Origin of the sequence: Fibrobacter sp. UWR4 (assembly GCF_003149045.1) — a bacterium.
GTDB lineage: Bacteria > Fibrobacterota > Fibrobacteria > Fibrobacterales > Fibrobacteraceae > Fibrobacter.
Map to the genome: position 1 here is coordinate 1 of NZ_QGDU01000030.1, position 20,815 is coordinate 20,815.

Here is a 20,815-nt window from a genome sequence, read left to right on the forward strand (position 1 = left end):
ATTAAATTTTAGAAAATAGCCCATTTTTTGTTTAATTTAGGCGAAAGTCAACAAAAAAGGGTGGCGAAGCCACCCACACATGTTGATGAAGAGCCTTATTTTTCCATACATCCTTGGACATAAATCCATAAGGCGTTACTACGAAGCTTCGAAGTTTTTCACCATTTCTAATACTTCTCCAATCGTCATTTACATCTGTTTTTCCGGTATAAATTTCTTGTACATAAGATTGTGTAAGCATATTTCTTAAGAACATTTCTTTAGAAACCGGACTCTTTTCTCCAAAGGTATAGTAGGGCGTTGTCACGGTCAACTTCCTTTCTTGCAAACCATTCGGAGCAGCAACCTTTGCAAGAGTTGCTGTCGGGGAACCTGTAACTGGATCAAATCTGTGGTTTTCCATTTCAGTTTTAGTCAATTTAGATTCATAATTTATCGTATCAGAAATGTCATAACCAGTCATCGATATTGTGTTTATCACGAATGCAGGGTAGCGAATATACGTAACGAAAGAAGATACTGCCTTGTCATTCTTTTCATACAAGTAGGGATAATTCTTCTCACAAACGTCATCATCACCAAAGCCCTTATCATTATCACCACAACTTAAACGATTTTCAACATTCCAATGTTCAACCTGACGACCGACTTTCTTCTTAATGTCAGTATTGTTTGCATCTACAGCACTATCAAGTACATCCGTTGCCATTGTACTGAAAACGGTGGAATCAGCCTTTATTACAATTTCATTCTGATTTCCACGGAAGAATGTTGTCTTATAGTTTAAGCCGAGGAATGCAGTCAAATCATGGTAAGTTACCTTCTTTTCAATATCTAACTTGACCTCTTCTTTGTCAACATCACTCTTTTTAATTCCCTGCAAAGTATACCATTCCTTAGAATACTCAACATTCTTGTAAAGAATGGGGAAATAACCATCTTTGTGTGAGCGAAACCATTTCTTATGAATCTTTAAATATTCCTTACCAAATTGCGCATCATTTGAAATAGCAATCTCGTTATAATCCTTAAGAGAACCCTTTAAATCAATTGTATTCGAAAAGGAAGTTTTAGGATTAATTGAAACAGTAACCTTAAGTTGTTCAACGTCTCTTATGTTATCTGCATAGAAATAAACAGATTTATGTTCATTTTCAAGCATCGGAATACATCTTTCCTCTTCAGCAATACGAGCAGAATTGCTACCAAGCAATTCATAGCAAACCTTGTATGAACGATACGTCTTTTCATGAGATTTTTCACCCCAATACATCAGCTGAGCATTTATCTTCAAGAATGGTTTTAAAAGTTTCGCAGTTTCAGAATCAACAAATTCTTTAGGAACACCTGTTTCTGGAGTAACATATTTGAACTCGGTTCGGCCATTAACTCGAGATGTATCTCCTCCCGTAGTATTCTTGACAGAGACCACAGGATAAGTAATTTTAGAACCAGGAACAAAATCAATATCATCATCGTTAAATCCAACAATTCTTGACATAGGTTGCATGGAAAGATCCGGCAATGGGTACATAACTTTTGTTGTATAATACCTATTAGCCAAAACTGCATTGTACGCAGAATCAGGAAGCAAGGCTAATTCACCAACGCCATAGTCGTAAGAAGTTTCTGCAGTTCGATCAATGTCATATCTTTTAAGTTTCGTAACACGAATATCACCACCTTTCATTATATCAAGGCGATTTTCCGCCCACATAAAGCCACCACGGTCTTTTTTTTGTGTTTTCCAATCATAATCAGGATCAGGATTAATCTTTTCTGCAGCGTAAACAAAAGCATCACTGATGGTTTTATAGTCTCGATTTAGAACAATTAACTTTGATTCTTTATCGTTTCTATCTAGAATATCAACAACTTTACCGTCTGCAACAATAGCAGCAGAGCGAGGTCGATCACAAGTTGACCAAATACCACAATCAACAGTAGTTTTTACACCTGATGTCAGGTTAAAATAAAGGTTGCTTTGCTTAGCTTTGTCAATACCAAGGTATTCGAGATATTCAAAGCCGTCACCTGTATATCCAACAGGTTTTTTGACATCCCAAAATTCGGCCTTTGGACCAAGACATTGTTCACGCCAATACAACTTTTGTATTTCAACGCAAAGATTCTCTTTCAAATTATCAGCAATTGTTCCAACGACACTGTATTCACTGCACTTATTAAATCCAATCACAGGAACATATTTCTTATCATCCCCATAATCTTCGCCATTACCATAAGTGTCTCGTTCGTATTCAACCTCCATTACGCCACCAGCAGGATCAATGACCTTGTTTAGGCTCCATGTTGCCGCACTATAATCTGCCAGCTTTTGATTAGTTTTATGGTTTTCCTCGGTAGCTCGATACTCCCAGAAGCCCCATTCGTCAACAGAGTTGTTTGTTGCCAAAATTGAAGCATCCACATCTGTAATACTACTATAGTATTCCTCAGGATACATCTGCGTAACGGTTTCAGAAGAACCTTCTGTTATGCCCTTTGCAAGAGTAGTCCATCCATCTTTTGAACTGAGTCGTGTCGACGTTTCAGAAGGAGAATTATAGTCAAACTTAAACGGCGGAAGGCTTGCACAACGATCGCCCAGACAGCCATATTCTGTTATACCTCTTAGAGTCAATTTTCCATATAAATAATTCTTATCCAGATTTTCCGCACAAACATTAAGGCCAACGGAATCCGGAGAATTTACAATATCATCATTAGTCAACGGATAATGGTTATCACAATATGAGTTTAAAGTCTTTGGTTGTAATGAATAGTCGTAAGCAAATTCAAACTTCTTGTACGGCTTCTCTACATTTTTCTTATAAAAATCAATTCTCTTAAGGTAACGCATGGAATTTTCGGCGTCATTTTCAAGATCTTTATTCCATACCATATTACCCCAGTTTATGTACAGGTTTTGTTTATAATCACCATTTTCACCCACAATCAAACTTTCATCTTGTTCTAAAGAAGGGTTGTCACCCTTTACTTCCTGGTGGAAGGTTATTTTACTCTGTGGTGGTAGTGAAACCTTTAATCTATAAAGTCCATTCTTTACATCTGCTCCTGTAGTTTTTTCTACCTGCGACGTATTTTCATCAACTCGTACTTTTACAAGTTTACTATTTAATCCAAACATGTCATTATCTAAGCCCAGTATATTTATATAGCCACGCTTTTTCATGTTGGCAATCACAGCATCTGGAATTTCAGAATTTACATAAAGCCATCCATCCTTTGCGACATATTCGTACTTAGTCTTATTCGATGATTTATTTTTACCTTGATACTTTAACACTAAACCCAAAGAAGCTTGGATAAAAATGGGAATTTGATTATTCTCACTTTCGACATCAGAAAGGGATTTTGGCATAAATCCTTTGCCATCTACTCTTTTTTCTGTCGTTATATCATTTAGAACAAACTTCGCCTTGTGTGTTGAAGTTTCAATGGAATCCAGGTAAACATATTCCTTCACGCCCATTGCAGCCTGATACATTCTTGTGTCGCATCCACTGGGAGTAAACCCGTTTTTGGGAACACGACTGTTTGGCATATCTTCTGGCATGATATCCGGACGAGCAAAAGGTGTTCTCCAGCGGTAAATTTGAGGCTTAGTATAGCCAAACTTCACATTAAAACCAATATTTTTCTCTATGTTATTTTCATCAAGCTTTACGAAATCTGCCCCCTGAATTTCTGTAATCAGCCATTGGGTTGCAAATGGATTCGTATTAACATTGTAAGAAAAGAAATATTGATCGTCTGATTTACCATCAACATCGATACCTTTACAAATGTTTTCTACACTTTCGCCAGAAAGATCATCCTGCCATTGCTTAATACCAAAAATCGAATATCTTGTTATTCCATCGATCCATCGGTTTACAACTCCCTTTGCAAACTCGCCAACGCCCTCTAAGATTGTTTTAAGAAAGTCCTCATCGGCATCTCCATTCTTATCCCGAAAAACAGGGACTCCCTTTTCAGCATTAAGAGAGTAGTCTATTTTCAAATATGATTTCACAGGTTGGGTGAAGAAATATTTTGCACCGTCAGATTTTGTAACTACAAACCCTTTAATTTTTCCAACCGGAGAATCATCTTCCAAGATAGGTTCTATTTTTCGAGATCCATAAAGAGCGTAGGTATAGTCACCGATTTTCTTGCTGAGGAGCAAAGAAGACACACTCTTACGATCAGTTTTCTTTACATTTTCGGGGACGTCACTTTCATAGTAGCCGCCAGCATCTCCTGCAAAGAGGAAGTTAATGCCAGAGTGAATCGTATCCTTTACATCCTTATTTTTCCTATATACAAGCCTATTACCACCATTTCTGAAACGAGTTTCATAAAGGGCGTACGGGGAACATGATTCCTCACTCAGACAAAATCCATAATCATAATTATTCTTTTCCAAAGGATCAACAAATTCATTAACATATGAAAATCCATCAGCAGAATCCATAAGAACTTGAGTATAATCCTCTGAATTATTTTTTGTTGTCCGTTTATCGCTATGATATACATAGATGCTATGATTTTCTCTTGCAAATGGTCTAAACGAACCAGACAAGCCCTCTGAAGAAACAGAATACATATCATACGCCGGAGACATGTTTTGACGGCCTACAGTTTCAAGAGATCTTCCCTTTATCGTCCAATTCCATGGGATATCACTACCACTTTCCCTATAGTCCTCCATTCCTTTAGGCAAGTAAGAAATTTCATTAGCACCATCAGCAACAATTGCCGGTCCTGCTTGATACATATATCCATATAAATAATCGGATGTTGCTGATCTTAAATGATATTCATGCAAGGATTGACTATAACCAAACGAAAAAACGCCGACATAGGTCGGAATAACCAGGGCAAAGCCCGCAGTAGATGTCTTATTATGGCCTTTGGAGTTATTTGCATTTGTTACAGAAGCCTCAATTGGTTTAGATGCAATGGTTTTACCTTCTGAATCTTTAAGTGTATTAGACGCTTCTATACCAACACCACTGGAAGATACTGTCATTCCAATACGATTCGTTTCTGTCACATCTGTATTGGGGTTTGTCTTAGAATCGCTGACGCCAAAACCAACACGATTAGACACCTTCTGTCCCGGAGTATATTGAACCCCAGCAGACACATCGACTGTCGAGCCTAAACGGCCGCCAACACCCACAGTTGGTGTCCCATCTTTCGTCGAGAACATCAAACTTGTATTTACACCGACATAATCGTTTCCAACACCGGCACTTAATCCGATTGCATCTGTGCCTACAGTAAAGCCAACGTTAACGACACCGGCAATCTGTGTACCAACAGTGGCTGAGTAACCCATGCCACCCTGACTTGTGCAGCTCATTCCGGCACTTACTACGCCATAACTCCAACCAAGATTAACACTCCACGTGCGCATTGCAGAGTATTGATAAATAAATCCTAAGGTTCCACCATGAAACTGATCATCAGGAACACCTCGAATATCACGGTTGATAACACCAGGATTCAAAACCCAGCCAAGTCCAACCCACGTTGCTTCCTGATTTGGAGTAATTCCAGCATGGTATGCAATGCTAAGTGGATAATTACCATATGGACCCGGCACTTCACCAAGCGGCAATGAATACGCAAAATCACCAGTTTGCATATTAACCATATCTGACATTTTTGAAGGTTCAAACTGCATGTAATCAGGTTGAACAGGTCCCCCCCTGCAATGCATAAGAATAAATACTTACAAGGACTAGAAAAACAGAACAAAGTTTAAGCTTATTCATATTTTTTACTTTAATCGGATGTGTTGACAATTTTTTGCTGTAATTACAATGTTTCCAATTCGATCATTATAATTTTGAATGTGCAATTCAGTTTTTTGAGGTTTTTCACCAAATACAAAAGAAAAAGAATCCGTATTACCGGTTTCAAAAAGAGGCGTTTTTCTTGTTGCTAAAGGTCTAATGGTGTCCTGTTTAGAAAGAATAAAAACGTCACTAAAAACAGCATCACTTCTTGGATAAACCCATAAAAGAACCCTATACGAAGAATCTAGAGACGAGCCCCACTTCGCCTTTTCATAACCTGGGGTCAATTCCATAATCCTAAAGACAAAATCACTTTGATTTACTTCCGACATGCATCTAGACTCGTAGTATTTCACATAAGTGTCTTTATCCAACTCTGTGGAACATGCAGAAAACACCCCTATAAAGGATGCCAGGAAAAGAAATCTATTCATAAAATAAGATTTCATTTTTACTTAAATCTTTTATTCAGGAAAACAAGGAAATCTGCCGTGATATCAGCCTTTGAACCATCTCCATATACAATACTACCATTGCTAGAGGCAAAAACAACATCCAAGCCTTTTTCACGGGCATAATCATTCATGGCTGTATTAATTTTTTGGTAAATACTACCAAGTTTTTCAACACGCATATTTTGTATGCGATTAGAATAAGACTGATTAAAACGGCCGAGTTCCTCAATTCGACGAACTTGTTCATCTTTAAGCTCAGTCTTCTTTTTTACAGAGGCTGTATCATAAATCAAAGAGACTCGTTGTTCAAAAGCCTTAAGAGAGTCTTCAATGATTGTTCTACTTTCAACCCATTTTTTTTCTTCGGCCCTAATTTCTTCCATTGCACGGTTGGATTCAACAAAGGATTCAAGAAGTTTTTCTGTATTTACAAAGCCATAAGATATTTGACTCTGCTTAGAAATTCCCAACACTAAAAAGCCTGCTATTGCTGCTGCAATAGCAAGTAAACTAATCACGTTCTTATTTTGCATTTTTACCTTCCATAAATTTGATGAAACTATTTGAGACATCAGCTTTACTACCTGTACCAAAAACAATCGTGTTATTGCTGGTGCTAAACAAAAGGTGTAATTTGTTTTTTTTGCAATATTTGGCAGCCATCTTATTAAACATGTCAATGGATGTTTTCAACTCATTTTGAGCATAAATGCTTGTTGAGTCAACAAGTTTATGTCTTTGTATATTGCTTTCTAGATTAAGCAAATTCAACAGCTCCTCTTCTTCACCTCGACGAACAGAGAGAGAGTCCATTAATCTTGCCAAGGAATCTTCATAAACCTTCATCTTATTTTCAATTTCTTGATCCCTGACACGTACCGCGTCATTAGCCAAAAGCAATGGTTCGTATTTTGCTAGAACTTGATCAGAATCAATGAACGCAAAAGGCTCTTGCTGCTGATGAAAAAAAAACACCGCAAGAATCAAAAAAACTGTGGACAAGCCCAAAGCCAAAATATTTAACGAGTTTGTTATTTTCATATTCATCACAAATTATCTAAAAGTCCCCTGTTTCTAAACAAGGAAAAATTTTCTAATAATGGAAATTAAAAATCCTCCAGAATAACCCACATAAATTAGTCCTATCCCTCCTTAGATAAGAAAATCTACAAAGCCGTCGCGAAGATAGAAAAAGCCAACAAAAGTGACAAGGCTCACACTTTGTAAAACAAACAAAATCAACAAACAATTTATCAACACAAACAACTCTATTTGTTAACAAACGTTTGGTTTATATTTAATTTGAAAATCATAATAAACTACGTAATCTCATAAACCACAATGAGTTGCTAACTTATAAAAAAACGTTTGTTTATTTTTACATTCTTTGTCTAATTAGGAATAAAAAAAGGCGGGATTTTCATCCCACCATTACTGTTAAAATCAATCCTTCACGCAACGAATGTACAATCCAACAGGTTTGTAATTTGAATAAGGTATGAATGTGGAATCGTAGTTTACCGCATAGCGGTAATACGCGTTACCTTCATCGATTTCCGCGGTACTCCAGAAAGAGCCTTGTTCTCCCTCTTTTAAATAGCGTCCATTTATACCTCTTACACCACCAGGCAGAACGGTAAAGCCGATTTCGTCATAGCCGTCATAACGGGCAAAAAAGCCTCCCTCGTCAAGCCAACCACTAGTTGACTTGAGAATGCCGCCCACATTCGGGCATTTTTCCGTATCGCCGCATTTCTTACCGCCAACAACGGTGGCAAAACTCGACCATTCCGCCAAAGTAGGCACATGCCATCCTTCGGGGCACACACCTCTATGAGGCACATTTGGCGTACAAGTAGTTTCATTACCGCACGCAGCGTCTGCGTTCGCAGAGGAAACCAATCCTGCGCTATCCATTGCAGCACTCCAGGAATAAAGGCGGCCATATTTAGAGCAATTTCCAGCATCGTCATTGAAGCACCAACTTGAGGAATCGGTCATGCCCTTCCCTTCACAGCAATCATGTTTCACGCCCACATAGCGATAGTTCAGGTTCTCGGCCATCCAAGTCTGTCCACCAATAGTCAAGGTCTTGTAAGACTGACCATCACGAGAGTCCGTCAAGGTTCCATAGGTTACATTGTCATCAGCGCTACTTGAAGAAGAACCACTTCCACAAGCAATCAACAAAATAGAGGCCAACGATGCTACGCAAGCTCCGATTAAACGATTTTTTTTCATAAAAATCCTCCTGTAAAATTGAACTTAAATATAAAAAAAATAAAGGCCTTCATCAAATTTTAAAGAGTTCCCAACAAAAACACATTGCAACAAAAAAATAATATTGATTATCAACAGTTTTTACTAAATTTGGCGGCGAACGGGGGTTCTCATGAAGAAATTCTTTTTTCTCTTAATACTCGCATCGCTGGCAATTTCCATTACCGCATGTCTTCAAGATGAAGACAGCGACAACCGCATTCCTGTGCGTTACACGGTGATCGTCACCGACAAGATTTCTGGCGAATCCGTCAAGGATGCCAATGTGGAATTGACAAACGAAGTTCAGGCCGCACAGAATCTCAAGACAAACTCCAGCGGCACAGTGATCTTCCCTTCTGAAGAAAGCTATGTGAACCAGATTGTCGTCACCAAGGAAGGCTACTTCCCCAAGGACACGGTGGATGTGATCAGCAATCCCGACACGGCACTGAACATTATTCTGCGTTCCATCAGTTTGTTCCTTGTTCCGACCGACACCGCCGACACCGACAACGATTAATCCAATCGTTCAAACTCCAATGTCCTTCGAGCTTAAGAATCCGCCTTCACAAAGCGCCTTGCGTTTCTTGACGCAGGAGCAGATGCTGCGGTTTTCCGCATTGCCGGTGGATTACAACGAAGAGTCCCGCATTCTTTCTGTAGCCGTAGCCGATCCCTACGATTTTGACTTGATCAACGATATCCAGGTTTGCGCAGGCGTTTTCATTCGCCCTATCCAGGCCAGCGAAGATAAGATTGTTCAGTGGATTGCCGCCTTCGCCGAAAGGGCTGTTCCTAATTTCGGTTCTGATTCTGCAGCAAACAAGTCAAACTCCCCCGTTATCCGACTTGTGAACGAGATTATTTCCGAAGCCATGCATACTGGCGTTTCCGACATTCACTTCGAGCCGGGCGAAAAATCGTTTCTGGTGCGTTTTCGCAAGGATGGTGTGCTGAAGGTGGCCCGTAAGCTGCCTTTGCGTTCCATTTCCGAGGTGATTTCTCGTTTGAAGATTATGGCAAGCATGGACATTGCCGAGAAAAGACGCCCTCTCGATGGTCGTATTCATTTCGACGATGGCACCAAGAATGTGGATATCCGTGTTTCTGCACTGCCCACGGATTACGGGCAGAAGATGGTTTTGCGTCTTTTGGACAAGGGCCAGATTATCCATAAGCTGGATTCCCTGGGTATGAACCCGCAGCAGATTGCCTTGTGCGAAAGCGAGATTCGCAAGCCCTACGGCATGTTCCTGATTACAGGGCCCACGGGTAGCGGCAAGACTACGACATTGTACACCTTATTGCAGATGATCCGTAGCCCGGAACTGAATATTTCCACTATCGAAGAACCGATCGAATACAAGCTGGATGGTATCACCCAGACCGCTGTCAACACCAAGATTGACTTGACTTTCGCGGCAGCATTGCGTACTTTGCTTCGCCAGGATCCAGATGTGATCATGGTGGGTGAAATCCGTGACAGCGAAACGGCGGAGCTGGCTATTCGTGCGGCTCTTACGGGCCATCTGGTTTTCAGCACCTTGCATACTAACGACGCTCCCTCTGTAGTGGTGCGCTTGATCGACATGGGTATCGAGCCGTTCCTGGTGGCCTCGGCGGTGAACTTCATTATGGCCCAGCGCCTGGTTCGTAGGGGTTGCCCCAAGTGCGGCGGTAAGGATCCCCAGTGTCTGACTTGCGGCGGCAGCGGTTACAAGGGCCGCGTTGGCCTTTACGAAATGATGCCCATGTCCGAGACTTTGCGCGAGATGGTTCACAAGAACGCCACCTCGGCGGAGCTCAAGAAAAAGGCCATTGAGCTGGGCATGAAAACCTTGGCTGTGGACGGTGCCGAAAAGGTGGCCGCAGGCCTTACCACCGATGCGGAAGTTTCTGCAGAAGCCATTGTGTAGGACTTTATGTTTGGCAGCAAGCAAGGCTACACTCTGCCACTGACCATTGTCATTTTGCTCGTTATCGGGTATCTTTCCTTTTCTTTCTATGAAATGGTAAAGCAGGAGCGCCAGGATTCCTTCAGACGATACAAAAATATCCAGGCGGAGCTGGAGCTGGAATCTGCAGCCAATTATTCCTTTTACCGTATGGCCCAAGAGGGCAAGCCCTGGCGAACGGACTCCTTGACTTACTCCTCCAAGGACAGGTCTATCGGATTCTTTATTAGGCATTTTCAGGATGGCGCCTTTGCCAGGTTGGAAGCTCATAACAGGGACTCCTCCAAGACGCTGTCGGTACACACCGGATTTATACCAAAATCTCGCCCGGCACTGGTGTTAACCGCCCCACAGTCATCCATCGCCTTAGTGGGTGACGCTCGAATTGAGGGTGGTACCGCCACAAAAAGGGGCAGCGTTTCTTACAGCACAAACTACAAGATGAGAGCCTCCAAGGAGGCTTTCTACGACACGGTTTATGTGGGTGACACCCTCCCCTATTTCGACACCTTAAAGTACTATCCAGAACTTAGCAGAAAAAACTTTGCCGATAAATTTTCTCAGCAGAACTGTGTTTTTGACGGCGTAGACTTGGTGCCAGAGGAACTTAGCTGCGCTACAGTCGTACTGCAGGGAGATTCCCGCTGCAAGGGCTGCAAAATTCAAGCAGAACGGGTCTTTATTAGGGAACGTTCAAAAATAGAGCATGGCGATATTACAGCAAGAACTATTTCTGCCAAGGAAAATGTCAGACTGAACGGTGTATTTTTCGCACAGGATTCTTTAGAAATCAACGTCAATACGGTGCAAAACGCCAAGAACACTTTTGTGCTTCAGGGGCGAAAGGTTAGCGACGTTGACTATACGGGAAAAATGGCCTTCAAGAAATTAAAGGCCAAGGACGCATCCATTATTTTCCTGGGAGACAACTGGGATGAATCGCTGAGGGGCATTCCGGTGGAAATCTCTGGAGAGGTGGACATTACAGGTGCCATCATCGTCAACGGCACGGTCGATTTCAGAGGAAAGCTGAAAGGTTACATGACCATTTCCAACTTTTCATTTTATGAAGGAGAAACGCTGTGGCGCGGGTTCCTTCGCGGTGGTCAAATCAAGGGCGACACGTCGGTACACGTGATGTTGCCAGACATGGTCTATTTCGGCGGGGATCCTAGCTATGAATAAAATTTGCATGGCCGCCCGAGGAAAACGCGGATTCTCCCTGATGGAAGTGCTTATCAGCTTCGGTATTCTGGTTTCTACCGGAGTTCTGCTTTCTGGTTTCTTGTACAAGGGTCCCGTGACGCAGAAAGCCCGCAACGAGAATTACGGCATGGAGCTGGGCAAGGTAACGCTCCTTACCGAGAACGTTTCAAGCGACACGATTATATCCCACCGCGACGGCAAGGGTATCGCCTGGGAGATTCTAGTCAAGTTGACTGAAGATGGGGACGAAAAATGCTTCAAGGCTACACCCGTCAGGAACATAGTTGACTCCACAAGAACTTTGTTCTACTGTCGCTACAAGGTAAGCAATGGCAAGTAAGCGCGGATTCACACTGATCGAGTTGATAGTGACCATGGCTGTGTCTGGTATTTTCTTTACGCAGGCCATGAACATGTTCAGCACGGCCAACGGTTCCTTCGTAAGTTACAAGAAGGCCCACGAGGAATACTTCGAATACAATGTCAAGAAGGCCAAGGCCAACAGGATGCTTCTGGATAATACAGGCTCCTGCCAAGAAAATGGCGAATTCCATTTCACTGGAGATTCTGCGGATTCCCTGGATATGGAGTTTCCTTTTCCTCAGCCAAAGTGCAAGGATGTAGACCGCAAGAGAACCTTGGTCTATTTCCTAGGCGCCACCGATTCTACCTCAAAAGAAATCGTTGGATATAGCCACTTCTATTTAAAATAAAATTCAGAACGCAAGAATAAGGCGAAAAAAAACGACGCAGCCCGAAAGCTACGCCGCTCTTTGTGGTCTCCTAACCAACAAAGCCCCTAACCATAAGCTTCATTAACCACAATCATTATACGCAAAAACAGGAGAACCTGCTTTAGGCAAACCGATAACGACAATACACCAAAATGTCAAGGAAAAAACAGGCGGATTAACCACCTTCCAAACACCCCGCGGCAAAGGAAGAAAAAAACTTTGTTTTCTTCAATAAAATCAGGGAATTCTACGAAAAGTCCTATGGATAAGTTGTCTATAGAAAAAAAAGAATCCCCCGCATTTTCTGCGAGGGACTCTTTCGCTAAAGCTGATGCCGAACCAAGTTCGGCATGACCGCTGGATTACTTGCCAATGGTGAACAAGGTAACGGTACGCTTGCCAACCTTAACCGGCTTGGAAACGTCCACATCCTTAGCCTTCTTGGAAGGATCGTTAGCCCAGCCTTCCTTCAGCTTTTCGGAAGACTTGTCAAGAACCTGCATCTTAGCCTTACCCTTGAAGCCAGGAATGTCGAGCTTCAGTTCGTAATCGCTGTAGGGGCTCTTGTTGATGACCATGAGGGTCTTCTTGCCACCGTTTTCGGTGTAGTAGGTGGTCAGGAGAGATTCCTTGTCACCCTTGATTTCGGTCTTCAGAAGCTTGCCGCGGAGAGCGTCGGATGCCATCTGGAATGCCCAGTAGCTGGGACGCGGGCAGTTCATGCATTCTTCTGCAGAACGAGTCAGGTAACCATAGTCACCGCCTTCCGGAGTGATGTCGTTATGGATATCCCAGTACTGAGCATTGTCAACATTTTCAGTTGCAAGCATACCGAGGTAGTCAGCAACGAACAGACCGTTTTCGAGAGCGATGGTCTGGGGACCCGGGTTGAAGTCAACGGAGTTCCATTCGGTGAGCCAGAGTTCCAGCTTCTTGTCCTTACCCTTAGACCACTTGTCAACAGTCTTGTGGAGACGGCTGTAGATCGGGGTCAGGTCCTGCGGAGCGGAGAGCATTGCGAAGTCGTTTTCTTCACCGTAGTGCTGCGGATAGTGATGGACGATGATACCGTCGGCAATATCGGCAGTTTCCTTAAGAACGTTGTCGTTCCATGCGCCATCGAGAACGCCGAGCACAGCAACCTTAATGGTCGGGTCAACCTTCTTCATGGCTTCGATGAACTTACGAGCGCGCTTACCGTAGATGGTACCGCCATCCTTACCATACTTTTCGTAGTACGGATGCCAGTTACCGTAGACTTCGTTACCCACTTCCCAGTACAGGATGCCGGCCTTCTTGTCAACGTTGGTATGCTTCACCCATGCTGCAGCTTCTTCCGGAGTACCAGAACCGAAGTTGACAGTGAACATAGCATTGGAACCAGTCTTCTTCAGCCATTCGAGGAATTCGTCGGTATCGACCATCCAGTCGTGGTTGTCGAGGATTTCCTTCCAGTGGTCGTCATCAGCACGGAGACCACCCGGATAACGGATAATGCCGTGGTTGATGCGCTTTGCATATTCCCAAGTCTGGGTCTTGAACTTCTTGTTGTCCAGCATGTCGCCATCCCAAAGGGCAGCGTTGATACCGAAGAGGCCACCAGAGATGTTCGGGTTGAGGACGTCGGAAGTACCCTTCACGTCAACCTTAACAACTGCCGGGCGTTCAGCCTGCTTGACTTCCTTCTGGTTGGTGAGCTTAATGTTGTCGATTTCGAAGGAACCGTTGGAGCCTTCTCCACCCGGTTTGAAGTCGAGGGATACAACACCCTTGAGGTCAAACACGCCGTTTTCCTTAGCGGTAGGCGGCTGGTAGTACGGGAACTTGCTGAAGGTACGGAACGGAACGATCACAGTGGTACGACCGCGAGGTACACCAGTGTTGGAAACGAAGAGTTCGTTACCAGCGTCGCCGATCTGGACAGTGATGGACTGCCATGCACGTTCAGAGTAGACGTCGAACTGAATGCCCCAGTGGTTGGTCCAGTCACGACCCTTAGCGTCGTGGTTTGCACCGTTCTTGGTGAAGTCGAGAACGAAGTCAACCCAGTCGGACATTTCGAAATGCTTAATCCAGAGAGAGTTGCCATCGAGGTTTGCAGACTTGTGAGGCATTTCGATTTCGGCCTTGGACTTAGGACCGAAAGACGGTTCCCAGTTATCCTTAGCGAACTTACCTTCGAAGTCAGAAATAACCATATCCGGAGCCTTGGACTTCCAGTTATCCCACTTGATATCCGGGTCAACCCAGTCGATGGTTTCGGTGAAGGTAATCTGGTCAACGAAGATGGTCACAGGAGCCGGCTTACCCGGTTCGCCCTGGTTTTCACCCTTGCCAACAGAGAAACGGATTTCCTGGATCTTATCCCACTGGATATCCTTAGCAACTTCGGCCTGCTTGTTAGCGTCCCAAGCCTTACCCTTGTCGCCGAACTTCTTCAGAGGAATCTTAACCAGCTTCCAATCGGTGCCGACCTTGGAGCCTTCGATCCAGTCGTTGAGGCTAATCTTGGTCTGGCTCTTGATATCGTTGCCCTGGTTGTCCAGAATACCAACGTATACCTTTTCGCCACCAAGCTTACCCTTGATCCAGAAGTAGAGACCACCCTTGTTACGGACGTTCTTCAGGTTGATGTACTTGCCTTCACCCAGAGAGTAGGTAACGCCAGACCAGTCATTGTTATCAATGTACATGGCCAGAACGTTCGGGTTACCCGGGGTCTTGGAATCAGCTTCGCGCTGAGCGGAAAGACCACCGTAGCTGTAGCTGAAGCCCTTCAGGCCGTTGGAGTAGAACACGCCGTTAGCAACCGGCTTAACCTTGCCGTCCAGCTTTTCTGCATTCTTCGGGCCATCGATGACGTCTTCATTTTCATCCCAGTAGACAATCTTTGCCTTGGGCTTGGCCTTCTTGTTGCCCTTCACCACTTCGATATTGTCAACCCAGACTTCGAAGTCGCCTGCGCCGCTCTTATCGATGGAGAAGCGGATTTCAGCGATCTTGTCCCAGTCAATACGAGAGGGGAATTCGGACTTGCGGGTGTTGTCCCAGTAGAGACCACGATCCGGGAAGTCAACCAGAGGAATGGAAACCTTCTTCCAATCGGTAGTGACAGCGCCACCTTCGATGTACTTGTTCATGGGGAGAACGACCTGAGTCTTCTTGCCGTCAGAAACTTCTTCATCGAGGAGACCAATCTTCAGCTGTTCGCCGCCCTTCTTACCCTTGATCATGAATTCGATCTTGGAATCAAGCATGAACTTGTTCAGGTCGAAGGTTTCGTTGTAAAGGCAGACGGAAGCACCGGAATATTCGCTGGGGTCCAGCTTAATATTCAATGCAGCCTTAGACTTATAGCCGCCATCCTTAGTAATGGTGATGCCCTTACTCTTGCCACCGTAAGCGTAGTCAAAGCCCCCTGCGCGATATGCATCGTCAAAGAACTTGTAAGGAACTACACGAGGAGCTTTCGGCTGGGCCATGGATGCAGTCACACCGAAACCGAGAACGGCTACGGTAGCTGCAGTCAGTGCGCGCTTCATCATATATCGTATCCTTTTGGGTTAGATTAGTTAAAAAAATCAGTTGTAAAATAAGTTATTCAGTTCAACAAAATGCGCTCGCGACCTGAAGTCGCGTACACAGAAAGAACCAGAATTACTTGGCTTCCTTCAGGAGCTTTTCAACCAGATCCGGGCTGAAGCGATCCTGACGCTTACCATTGATGTAGAAGTTCGGGGTACCCTGTACGCCGACCTTAGCACCCAGGTTGAAGTCCTTGTCGATACGTGCATTCATCGCATCGTCGAGAACACGGTCCTTGTTGAACTGGTCAATATCGAGGCCCACTTCCTTAGCCACAGCGACGTAGATGGAGTCGCCCAGTTCACGGGAGTGCGGTGCCAGAGCATAACGGTATTCCCAGAACTTACCCTGCTTCTGGGCTGCAATTGCAGCAGCTGCAGCGGGCTTAGCATTGGGGTGGAAGGACAGGGGGAAGTTCTTGTAGACGAACTTGATTTCGTCCGCGTGCTTGTCCATCAGTTCCTTGACAGTGGGAGCAATGCGAGAGCAGTACGGGCACTGGAATTCAGTAAACTCAACAATAGTGAGCTTCGGGTTGGTGGTGTTGCCGAAAACCGGAGATTCGTCAACAGGAATGTCCCAGACCTTGTTGGCTTCTTCCATTTCCTTCTTGGCATCTTCAATAGACATGCCAGCGCGCTTTTCCAGGATGTAGCCTACAGCTTCCATGCTGGCTTCCATTTCGGCAACCTTCTTTTCGAGTGCGTCGATACGGGCAGCAGCATTGTTGGAAACAGCACCACCGGCGGAGGCCTGATTGCAGGCGACCAGTCCAGCAGCAAGAATTGCAGCAGCGGCAATAGAGAATCGTTTCATGTTTATCCTTTTAGTTAAAAGTCTAGCAGGCGCAGTCCGCCCGCAGTTTTGTGGAAATATATATAATAGAAGTGAGCCGCGAATAGCGACTCACTTATTTTAAAGGGGATTTTAAGGCTATTTATCGTCTGATAAAGTCCATTAGCCCTGGGAAGTTTCCGCGAACTTCAAGTTCTCGTAGTTCTTGATAGCCAGGTTCAGGCGATATTCGTTGGGGAACAGACAAACTAAGTTACGTTCCTTGTCGAACATGCAGTCCATGGCGTATTCTTCCGCAAACTTGCTCACGTCCTTTTCGGGACCGGAGACCCAGCGGATGCCGTGGGCAGGCACGCGGTCCAGGGACACGTCGGCGCCGTATTCACTCTGGAGGCGGAACTTGAGCACGTCGAACTGAAGCTCACCCACCACACCGATCACGGGGATTGCGGACTTCATGGGTTCGTACAGCTGGGTTGCGCCTTCTTCGGAAAGTTCCGCCAGGCCCTTGGCCATCTGCTTGCTCTTCAGCGGGTTCAAGAGGGTCACGCGGGCGAAGTGTTCCGGAGCAAAGTCAGGAATGCCGGTGTAGTTGATCTTTTCGCCATCGGTAAGCGTATCGCCAATGCGGAACAGGCCCGGGTCGTTAATACCCACGATATCGCCTGCCCAGGCGTGGTCGATGACTTCCTTGTCCTTGGCAAGGAATGCGGTAGGCGCAGCCAGACGGATGTCACGACCGGTACGGACGTGGAACACCTTTTCGCCACGGGTAAAGCTACCGGAGCAAATGCGCAGGAATGCAGTACGGTCGCGGTGCTTGGGATCCATGTTAGCCTGGATCTTGAAGACAAAGGCACTGAAAGCTTCCTCACCCGGATCCACAGGACGCTTGTCCGTATCGCGGACCAGGGGCGGAGGGGCCAGATTAGCAAAGGCGTTCAACAGCTGGCGCACACCGAAGTTGTTCACGGCAGAGCCAAAGAACACAGGGCACATCTCCCCCTTCAGGAACTTTTCGTGGTCGAACGGGTCCATGGCTCCGGTGACCATCTCGTATTCTTCCTTGAACTGCTCCACCCAGTTCTCGCCACACATTTCCACCAGTCGAGGATCATCGGGGCCAGTCATCTGGATGAGCTGCTGCTCCCCTTCTTCCTTGTTGAAGGTGTGGAAGGTGTTGTCGGCGATGGAATACACTCCCTTGAAAAGCTTCCCTACGCCAATGGGCAAAGTAAAGGGAGCCACCTTGATCTTCAGGATGTTCTCGATTTCGTCCAGCAGGTCCAGCACATGGCGACCATCCAGGTCCATCTTGTTGATGAAGGTGATGATGGGCGTGTGACGCATGCGGCAGACGTTCATAAGGCGGATGGTCTGCTTTTCCACACCGTTCACGCTATCGATAAGCACCAGGGCAGCGTCCACGGCAGTAAGGGCGCGGTAGGTGTCTTCGCAGAAGTCCTGATGCCCCGGGGTATCCACCAGGTTGAACATGCAACCTTCAAAGGGGAAGTTCAGCACGGAGCTGGAAACGGAAATACCACGCTGCTGTTCAATCTTCATCCAGTCGGAAACAGTGTAGCTGCGGTTGGACTTTGCACGGACATGGCCCGCTTCGCGGATGACGTTTCCGTACCACAGGAACTTTTCCGTAATGGTAGTCTTACCGGCGTCAGGATGGCTGACGATAGCGAAAGTACGGCGTTTGGAAATTTCTTCGTTCATAAATTGCCCGATTTAAATTTTACGCCGCAAAGGTAGTAAAAATTACATCTCAGTGTAAATCTGATAGCTGTTTCTACCCGAGTTCTTCACTTCGTAGAGAGCCTGGTCCGCACGGTCAAACACACCCTGGTAGCTCATATCCAGATCATCCGTAAAGGCAGCGCCAATGGAAATGGAAATCGAGTTCAACTTAGGATCATTGCTAAAGGTTTCATCCACCCTAGAAATCAAATCGCTGATACAAAGAGTAAGTTCGGAGATGGTTGTTACGTTGGGCAGAAGCACCGTAAACTCATCACCGCCGAAGCGACAGATGGTAGCCTTTTCATACTTGTTAAAAACAGACTTGAGGATATCTGCAAGCTGCTTGAGGGCCCTGTCCCCTTCCAGATGACCATAGGAGTCATTGACGTATTTCATGTGGTCCATGTCCACCACCAGGAAGGCAGCCTGGCTATGCTGCACAACGACATACTTATCGAAGGCTCGGTCTACATAGCGGCGATTCCACAAGCCCGTTAGCTGATCCGTATAGGCCTCTCGTTCCGTATTGTTCAGGCTCACTTCGCTTGTGTACATCGTACGAAGATGCTTGATCATGATTTCGTTAATGAAACAGCCGCCGGTAAACATTATCAGAAATTCGATGGTCTGCCCACCGACACGTCCAATGAACCATGGAACCGCATCAATGTCGATACGCAAATTGGCGGAATATTCAGCGATTTGCCAGTTACTTACAAGCAACATCGCATATCCGAGTGCGCTCATGAGAAAGAACGTCCTGCGGCTGCAGTAAAGCAGACTTATCATGGGAACAAAGAAGTAACTCAGGTAAATACCAATATTGTCGACGCACATGGTATAGATGGTCACAAGGGTTCCCAGAAGGCCGATATACTTGATAATAGGACTTTCGGGTTTGAACTTAAAAAGGACCGTATGACCAATAGCAAAAGCCAGCGTCACCAGTAAAGCCTGCAGGCAAGCACCGTAAGAAAAACCATTTTTTTAGCGATGGTGATAAGGATGATTCTGCATAACCATCTGAACGCGATAAAGCTGTTCTGCAGTGATAATGCGTGCGTGGTCATGAGTGAAGGTCAAGGGAGACAAGCTAAGCAGCATATCCGCAGACTTCTTCAGGTTTTCATCGATACCGTATGCAGATCCTATCAGAAAAACCACATTCCCGGGAAATCGGTCACGAAGTGTATCGGATAATTTAACAGTATCCATCAGCTTGCCTTCCTCGGACAGGATCACCCGCTTGAATTCTGCCTTAGGGAACTTCTTCTCGAAAAGTGCCGCTTCCTGGGCAAGGGACTGCAGACGGTCGTCCAGCTTGGATTCCTTCAGTTCCACCACTTCCAGAGGGACGGCTCCCCCACGAAGCCGCTTGACGTACTTATCCACCTCGTCGGCGATATAGGGCGAACCCGCCTTGCCAAAAACAGCTAGAACCCAACGCATTAGCGACCAACAGCCAGACGTTCGATGAGGAAGCTGGGCATACCGGCCTTACGCATGCGTTCCTGAGTTTCCGCAACATCGTAATCCACACGGATCAGTCGGACGCATTTGGTTTCGGAATCCAGCAGGCACCAGCAGGAACGGGGATCTCGGTCGCGGGGCTGCCCCACGCTACCCACGTTCACCAGCAGGCGTTCCGTATCCTCGATGGTGTATTCGTATTCGTCCAGAATCTTGGGAATGGCCATGGGGCGGCTAGCAACGATTACAGGACTATGGGTATGACCCACAAAGCAGTAACGACCGCTAAAATGGTCGAAAGCATCCAGGGCGTCTTCCAATTCCGTAACGTACACCCAGTCGGCAGGGCTCAAGGGAGAAGCATGCACATAGCAAATATCATTATCTTCGTAGATATAGGGCAAGGTGCGCATGTACTCGATGGATTCCTTGGAAAGATTCTTCTGGGTCCATTCGATTGCCTGCTTGGCATAGGGATTAAAACCGGTGCTGGACTCATACTTGATAGCAACGCTATCATGGTTACCAATGAGACAGACATCCATATTTTCACGGGCAAGACGAACACATTCATCAGGATCAACGCCATAGCCCACCAAATCACCAAGACAAATTCGACGTTCCACCCCATTTTCCTTCATGGATTCCAGGACCGCCTGGAAAGCCACGGCATTGGAATGGATATCAGAGCAAATTCCATATAGCATGGGCTTAATTTAATAAAAGTATGAAGTGGAAGGTAGGAAGTAAGAAGTATTTTAGCTAATTCTGCAGGGGATTGCCTACGAAAC

Annotated in this window: 16 protein-coding genes; 5 read left to right on the forward strand and 11 right to left on the reverse strand. The window is 45.3% G+C overall.

Annotated elements, in window-relative coordinates; genetic code table 11:
- Window positions 1–31: 31 nt before the first annotated feature.
- From BGX12_RS11840 to BGX12_RS11860, 5 genes are all read right to left on the reverse strand, one after another.
- Window positions 32–5,695 (reverse strand): hypothetical protein, encoded by a 5,664-nt coding sequence (locus BGX12_RS11840; RefSeq protein WP_146196326.1) that lies wholly within the window; start codon window positions 5,693–5,695, stop codon window positions 32–34.
- 96 nt (window positions 5,696–5,791) lie between these two features.
- Window positions 5,792–6,244: a hypothetical protein gene (locus tag BGX12_RS11845; RefSeq protein WP_146196327.1), complete on the reverse strand. Its 453-nt coding sequence runs from the start codon at window positions 6,242–6,244 to the stop codon at window positions 5,792–5,794.
- 17 nt (window positions 6,245–6,261) lie between these two features.
- Window positions 6,262–6,798 carry an OmpH family outer membrane protein gene (locus BGX12_RS11850; protein WP_158278239.1) on the reverse strand — a complete coding sequence of 179 codons (537 nt, stop codon included), beginning with the start codon at window positions 6,796–6,798 and terminating at the stop codon, window positions 6,262–6,264.
- Window positions 6,788–7,312 (reverse strand): OmpH family outer membrane protein, encoded by a 525-nt coding sequence (locus BGX12_RS11855; protein WP_109736271.1) that lies wholly within the window; start codon window positions 7,310–7,312, stop codon window positions 6,788–6,790. Before BGX12_RS11855 ends, BGX12_RS11850 begins: the two co-directional genes overlap by 11 nt.
- 396 nt (window positions 7,313–7,708) lie before the next feature.
- Window positions 7,709–8,506, reverse strand: coding sequence for a fibrobacter succinogenes major paralogous domain-containing protein (locus BGX12_RS11860; protein ID WP_109736272.1), 798 nt, complete (start codon window positions 8,504–8,506; stop codon window positions 7,709–7,711).
- A gap of 151 nt (window positions 8,507–8,657) precedes the next feature.
- On the opposite strand from BGX12_RS11860, the gene BGX12_RS11865 reads away from it, so the two are divergent.
- Genes BGX12_RS11865 through BGX12_RS11885 form a run of 5 tightly spaced genes read left to right on the forward strand, consistent with a single transcriptional unit; the run spans window position 8,658 to window position 12,401 of the window.
- Complete coding sequence (locus BGX12_RS11865; protein WP_109736273.1) at window positions 8,658–9,047, forward strand: hypothetical protein; 390 nt, start codon at window positions 8,658–8,660, stop codon at window positions 9,045–9,047.
- A gap of 19 nt (window positions 9,048–9,066) precedes the next feature.
- A complete protein-coding gene (locus BGX12_RS11870; protein WP_109736274.1) occupies window positions 9,067–10,443 on the forward strand; it encodes a GspE/PulE family protein in 1,377 nt (458 codons plus the stop codon).
- Window positions 10,444–10,449: 6 nt separating this feature from the next.
- A complete protein-coding gene (locus BGX12_RS11875; protein ID WP_109736275.1) occupies window positions 10,450–11,667 on the forward strand; it encodes a hypothetical protein in 1,218 nt (405 codons plus the stop codon).
- The gene (locus BGX12_RS11880) at window positions 11,660–12,028 is read left to right on the forward strand and encodes a hypothetical protein (protein WP_146196329.1); all 369 of its coding nucleotides are present in this window, start codon (window positions 11,660–11,662) and stop codon (window positions 12,026–12,028) included. The genes BGX12_RS11875 and BGX12_RS11880 overlap by 8 nt, the downstream gene beginning before the upstream one ends.
- Window positions 12,018–12,401: a type II secretion system protein gene (locus tag BGX12_RS11885; protein WP_109736277.1), complete on the forward strand. Its 384-nt coding sequence runs from the start codon at window positions 12,018–12,020 to the stop codon at window positions 12,399–12,401. The genes BGX12_RS11880 and BGX12_RS11885 overlap by 11 nt, the downstream gene beginning before the upstream one ends.
- A gap of 383 nt (window positions 12,402–12,784) precedes the next feature.
- On the opposite strand, the gene BGX12_RS11890 is transcribed toward BGX12_RS11885, so the two are convergent.
- From BGX12_RS11890 to BGX12_RS11915, 6 genes are all read right to left on the reverse strand, one after another.
- Window positions 12,785–15,967, reverse strand: a complete 3,183-nt coding sequence (locus BGX12_RS11890) for a carbohydrate binding domain-containing protein (RefSeq protein WP_109736278.1) — start codon at window positions 15,965–15,967, stop codon at window positions 12,785–12,787.
- Window positions 15,968–16,079: 112 nt separating this feature from the next.
- Window positions 16,080–16,823, reverse strand: coding sequence for a thioredoxin domain-containing protein (locus tag BGX12_RS11895; protein ID WP_109736279.1), 744 nt, complete (start codon window positions 16,821–16,823; stop codon window positions 16,080–16,082).
- A 141-nt stretch (window positions 16,824–16,964) separates the two neighbouring features.
- On the reverse strand, window positions 16,965–18,530 hold the full coding sequence (locus tag BGX12_RS11900; protein WP_109736280.1) for a peptide chain release factor 3: 1,566 nt from the start codon (window positions 18,528–18,530) through the stop codon (window positions 16,965–16,967).
- Window positions 18,531–18,572: 42 nt separating this feature from the next.
- Window positions 18,573–19,499, reverse strand: coding sequence for a GGDEF domain-containing protein (locus tag BGX12_RS11905; RefSeq protein WP_109736281.1), 927 nt, complete (start codon window positions 19,497–19,499; stop codon window positions 18,573–18,575).
- A gap of 42 nt (window positions 19,500–19,541) precedes the next feature.
- On the reverse strand, window positions 19,542–20,003 hold the full coding sequence (locus BGX12_RS11910; RefSeq protein WP_109736282.1) for a 23S rRNA (pseudouridine(1915)-N(3))-methyltransferase RlmH: 462 nt from the start codon (window positions 20,001–20,003) through the stop codon (window positions 19,542–19,544).
- Window positions 20,003–20,731, reverse strand: a complete 729-nt coding sequence (locus BGX12_RS11915; protein WP_109736283.1) for a metallophosphoesterase — start codon at window positions 20,729–20,731, stop codon at window positions 20,003–20,005. Before BGX12_RS11915 ends, BGX12_RS11910 begins: the two co-directional genes overlap by 1 nt.
- Window positions 20,732–20,815: the final 84 nt, after the last annotated feature.

Excerpts from the sequence above, each read along its gene's own strand:
- BGX12_RS11900 (WP_109736280.1), bottom strand. The coding sequence starts at position 18,530 with ATGAACGAAGAAATTTCCAAACGCCGTACTTTCGCTATCGTCAGCCAT.
- BGX12_RS11895 (WP_109736279.1), bottom strand. The coding sequence starts at position 16,823 with ATGAAACGATTCTCTATTGCCGCTGCTGCAATTCTTGCTGCTGGACTG.
- BGX12_RS11850 (WP_158278239.1), bottom strand. The coding sequence starts at position 6,798 with ATGCAAAATAAGAACGTGATTAGTTTACTTGCTATTGCAGCAGCAATA.
- BGX12_RS11880 (WP_146196329.1), top strand. The coding sequence starts at position 11,660 with ATGAATAAAATTTGCATGGCCGCCCGAGGAAAACGCGGATTCTCCCTG.
- BGX12_RS11845 (WP_146196327.1), bottom strand. The coding sequence starts at position 6,244 with ATGAATAGATTTCTTTTCCTGGCATCCTTTATAGGGGTGTTTTCTGCA.
- BGX12_RS11875 (WP_109736275.1), top strand. The coding sequence starts at position 10,450 with ATGTTTGGCAGCAAGCAAGGCTACACTCTGCCACTGACCATTGTCATT.
- BGX12_RS11870 (WP_109736274.1), top strand. The coding sequence starts at position 9,067 with ATGTCCTTCGAGCTTAAGAATCCGCCTTCACAAAGCGCCTTGCGTTTC.
- BGX12_RS11910 (WP_109736282.1), bottom strand. The coding sequence starts at position 20,003 with ATGCGTTGGGTTCTAGCTGTTTTTGGCAAGGCGGGTTCGCCCTATATC.
- BGX12_RS11915 (WP_109736283.1), bottom strand. The coding sequence starts at position 20,731 with ATGCTATATGGAATTTGCTCTGATATCCATTCCAATGCCGTGGCTTTC.
- BGX12_RS11855 (WP_109736271.1), bottom strand. The coding sequence starts at position 7,312 with ATGAATATGAAAATAACAAACTCGTTAAATATTTTGGCTTTGGGCTTG.
- BGX12_RS11885 (WP_109736277.1), top strand. The coding sequence starts at position 12,018 with ATGGCAAGTAAGCGCGGATTCACACTGATCGAGTTGATAGTGACCATG.
- BGX12_RS11865 (WP_109736273.1), top strand. The coding sequence starts at position 8,658 with ATGAAGAAATTCTTTTTTCTCTTAATACTCGCATCGCTGGCAATTTCC.
- BGX12_RS11860 (WP_109736272.1), bottom strand. The coding sequence starts at position 8,506 with ATGAAAAAAAATCGTTTAATCGGAGCTTGCGTAGCATCGTTGGCCTCT.
- BGX12_RS11890 (WP_109736278.1), bottom strand. The coding sequence starts at position 15,967 with ATGATGAAGCGCGCACTGACTGCAGCTACCGTAGCCGTTCTCGGTTTC.
- BGX12_RS11840 (WP_146196326.1), bottom strand. The coding sequence starts at position 5,695 with ATGCAGTTTGAACCTTCAAAAATGTCAGATATGGTTAATATGCAAACT.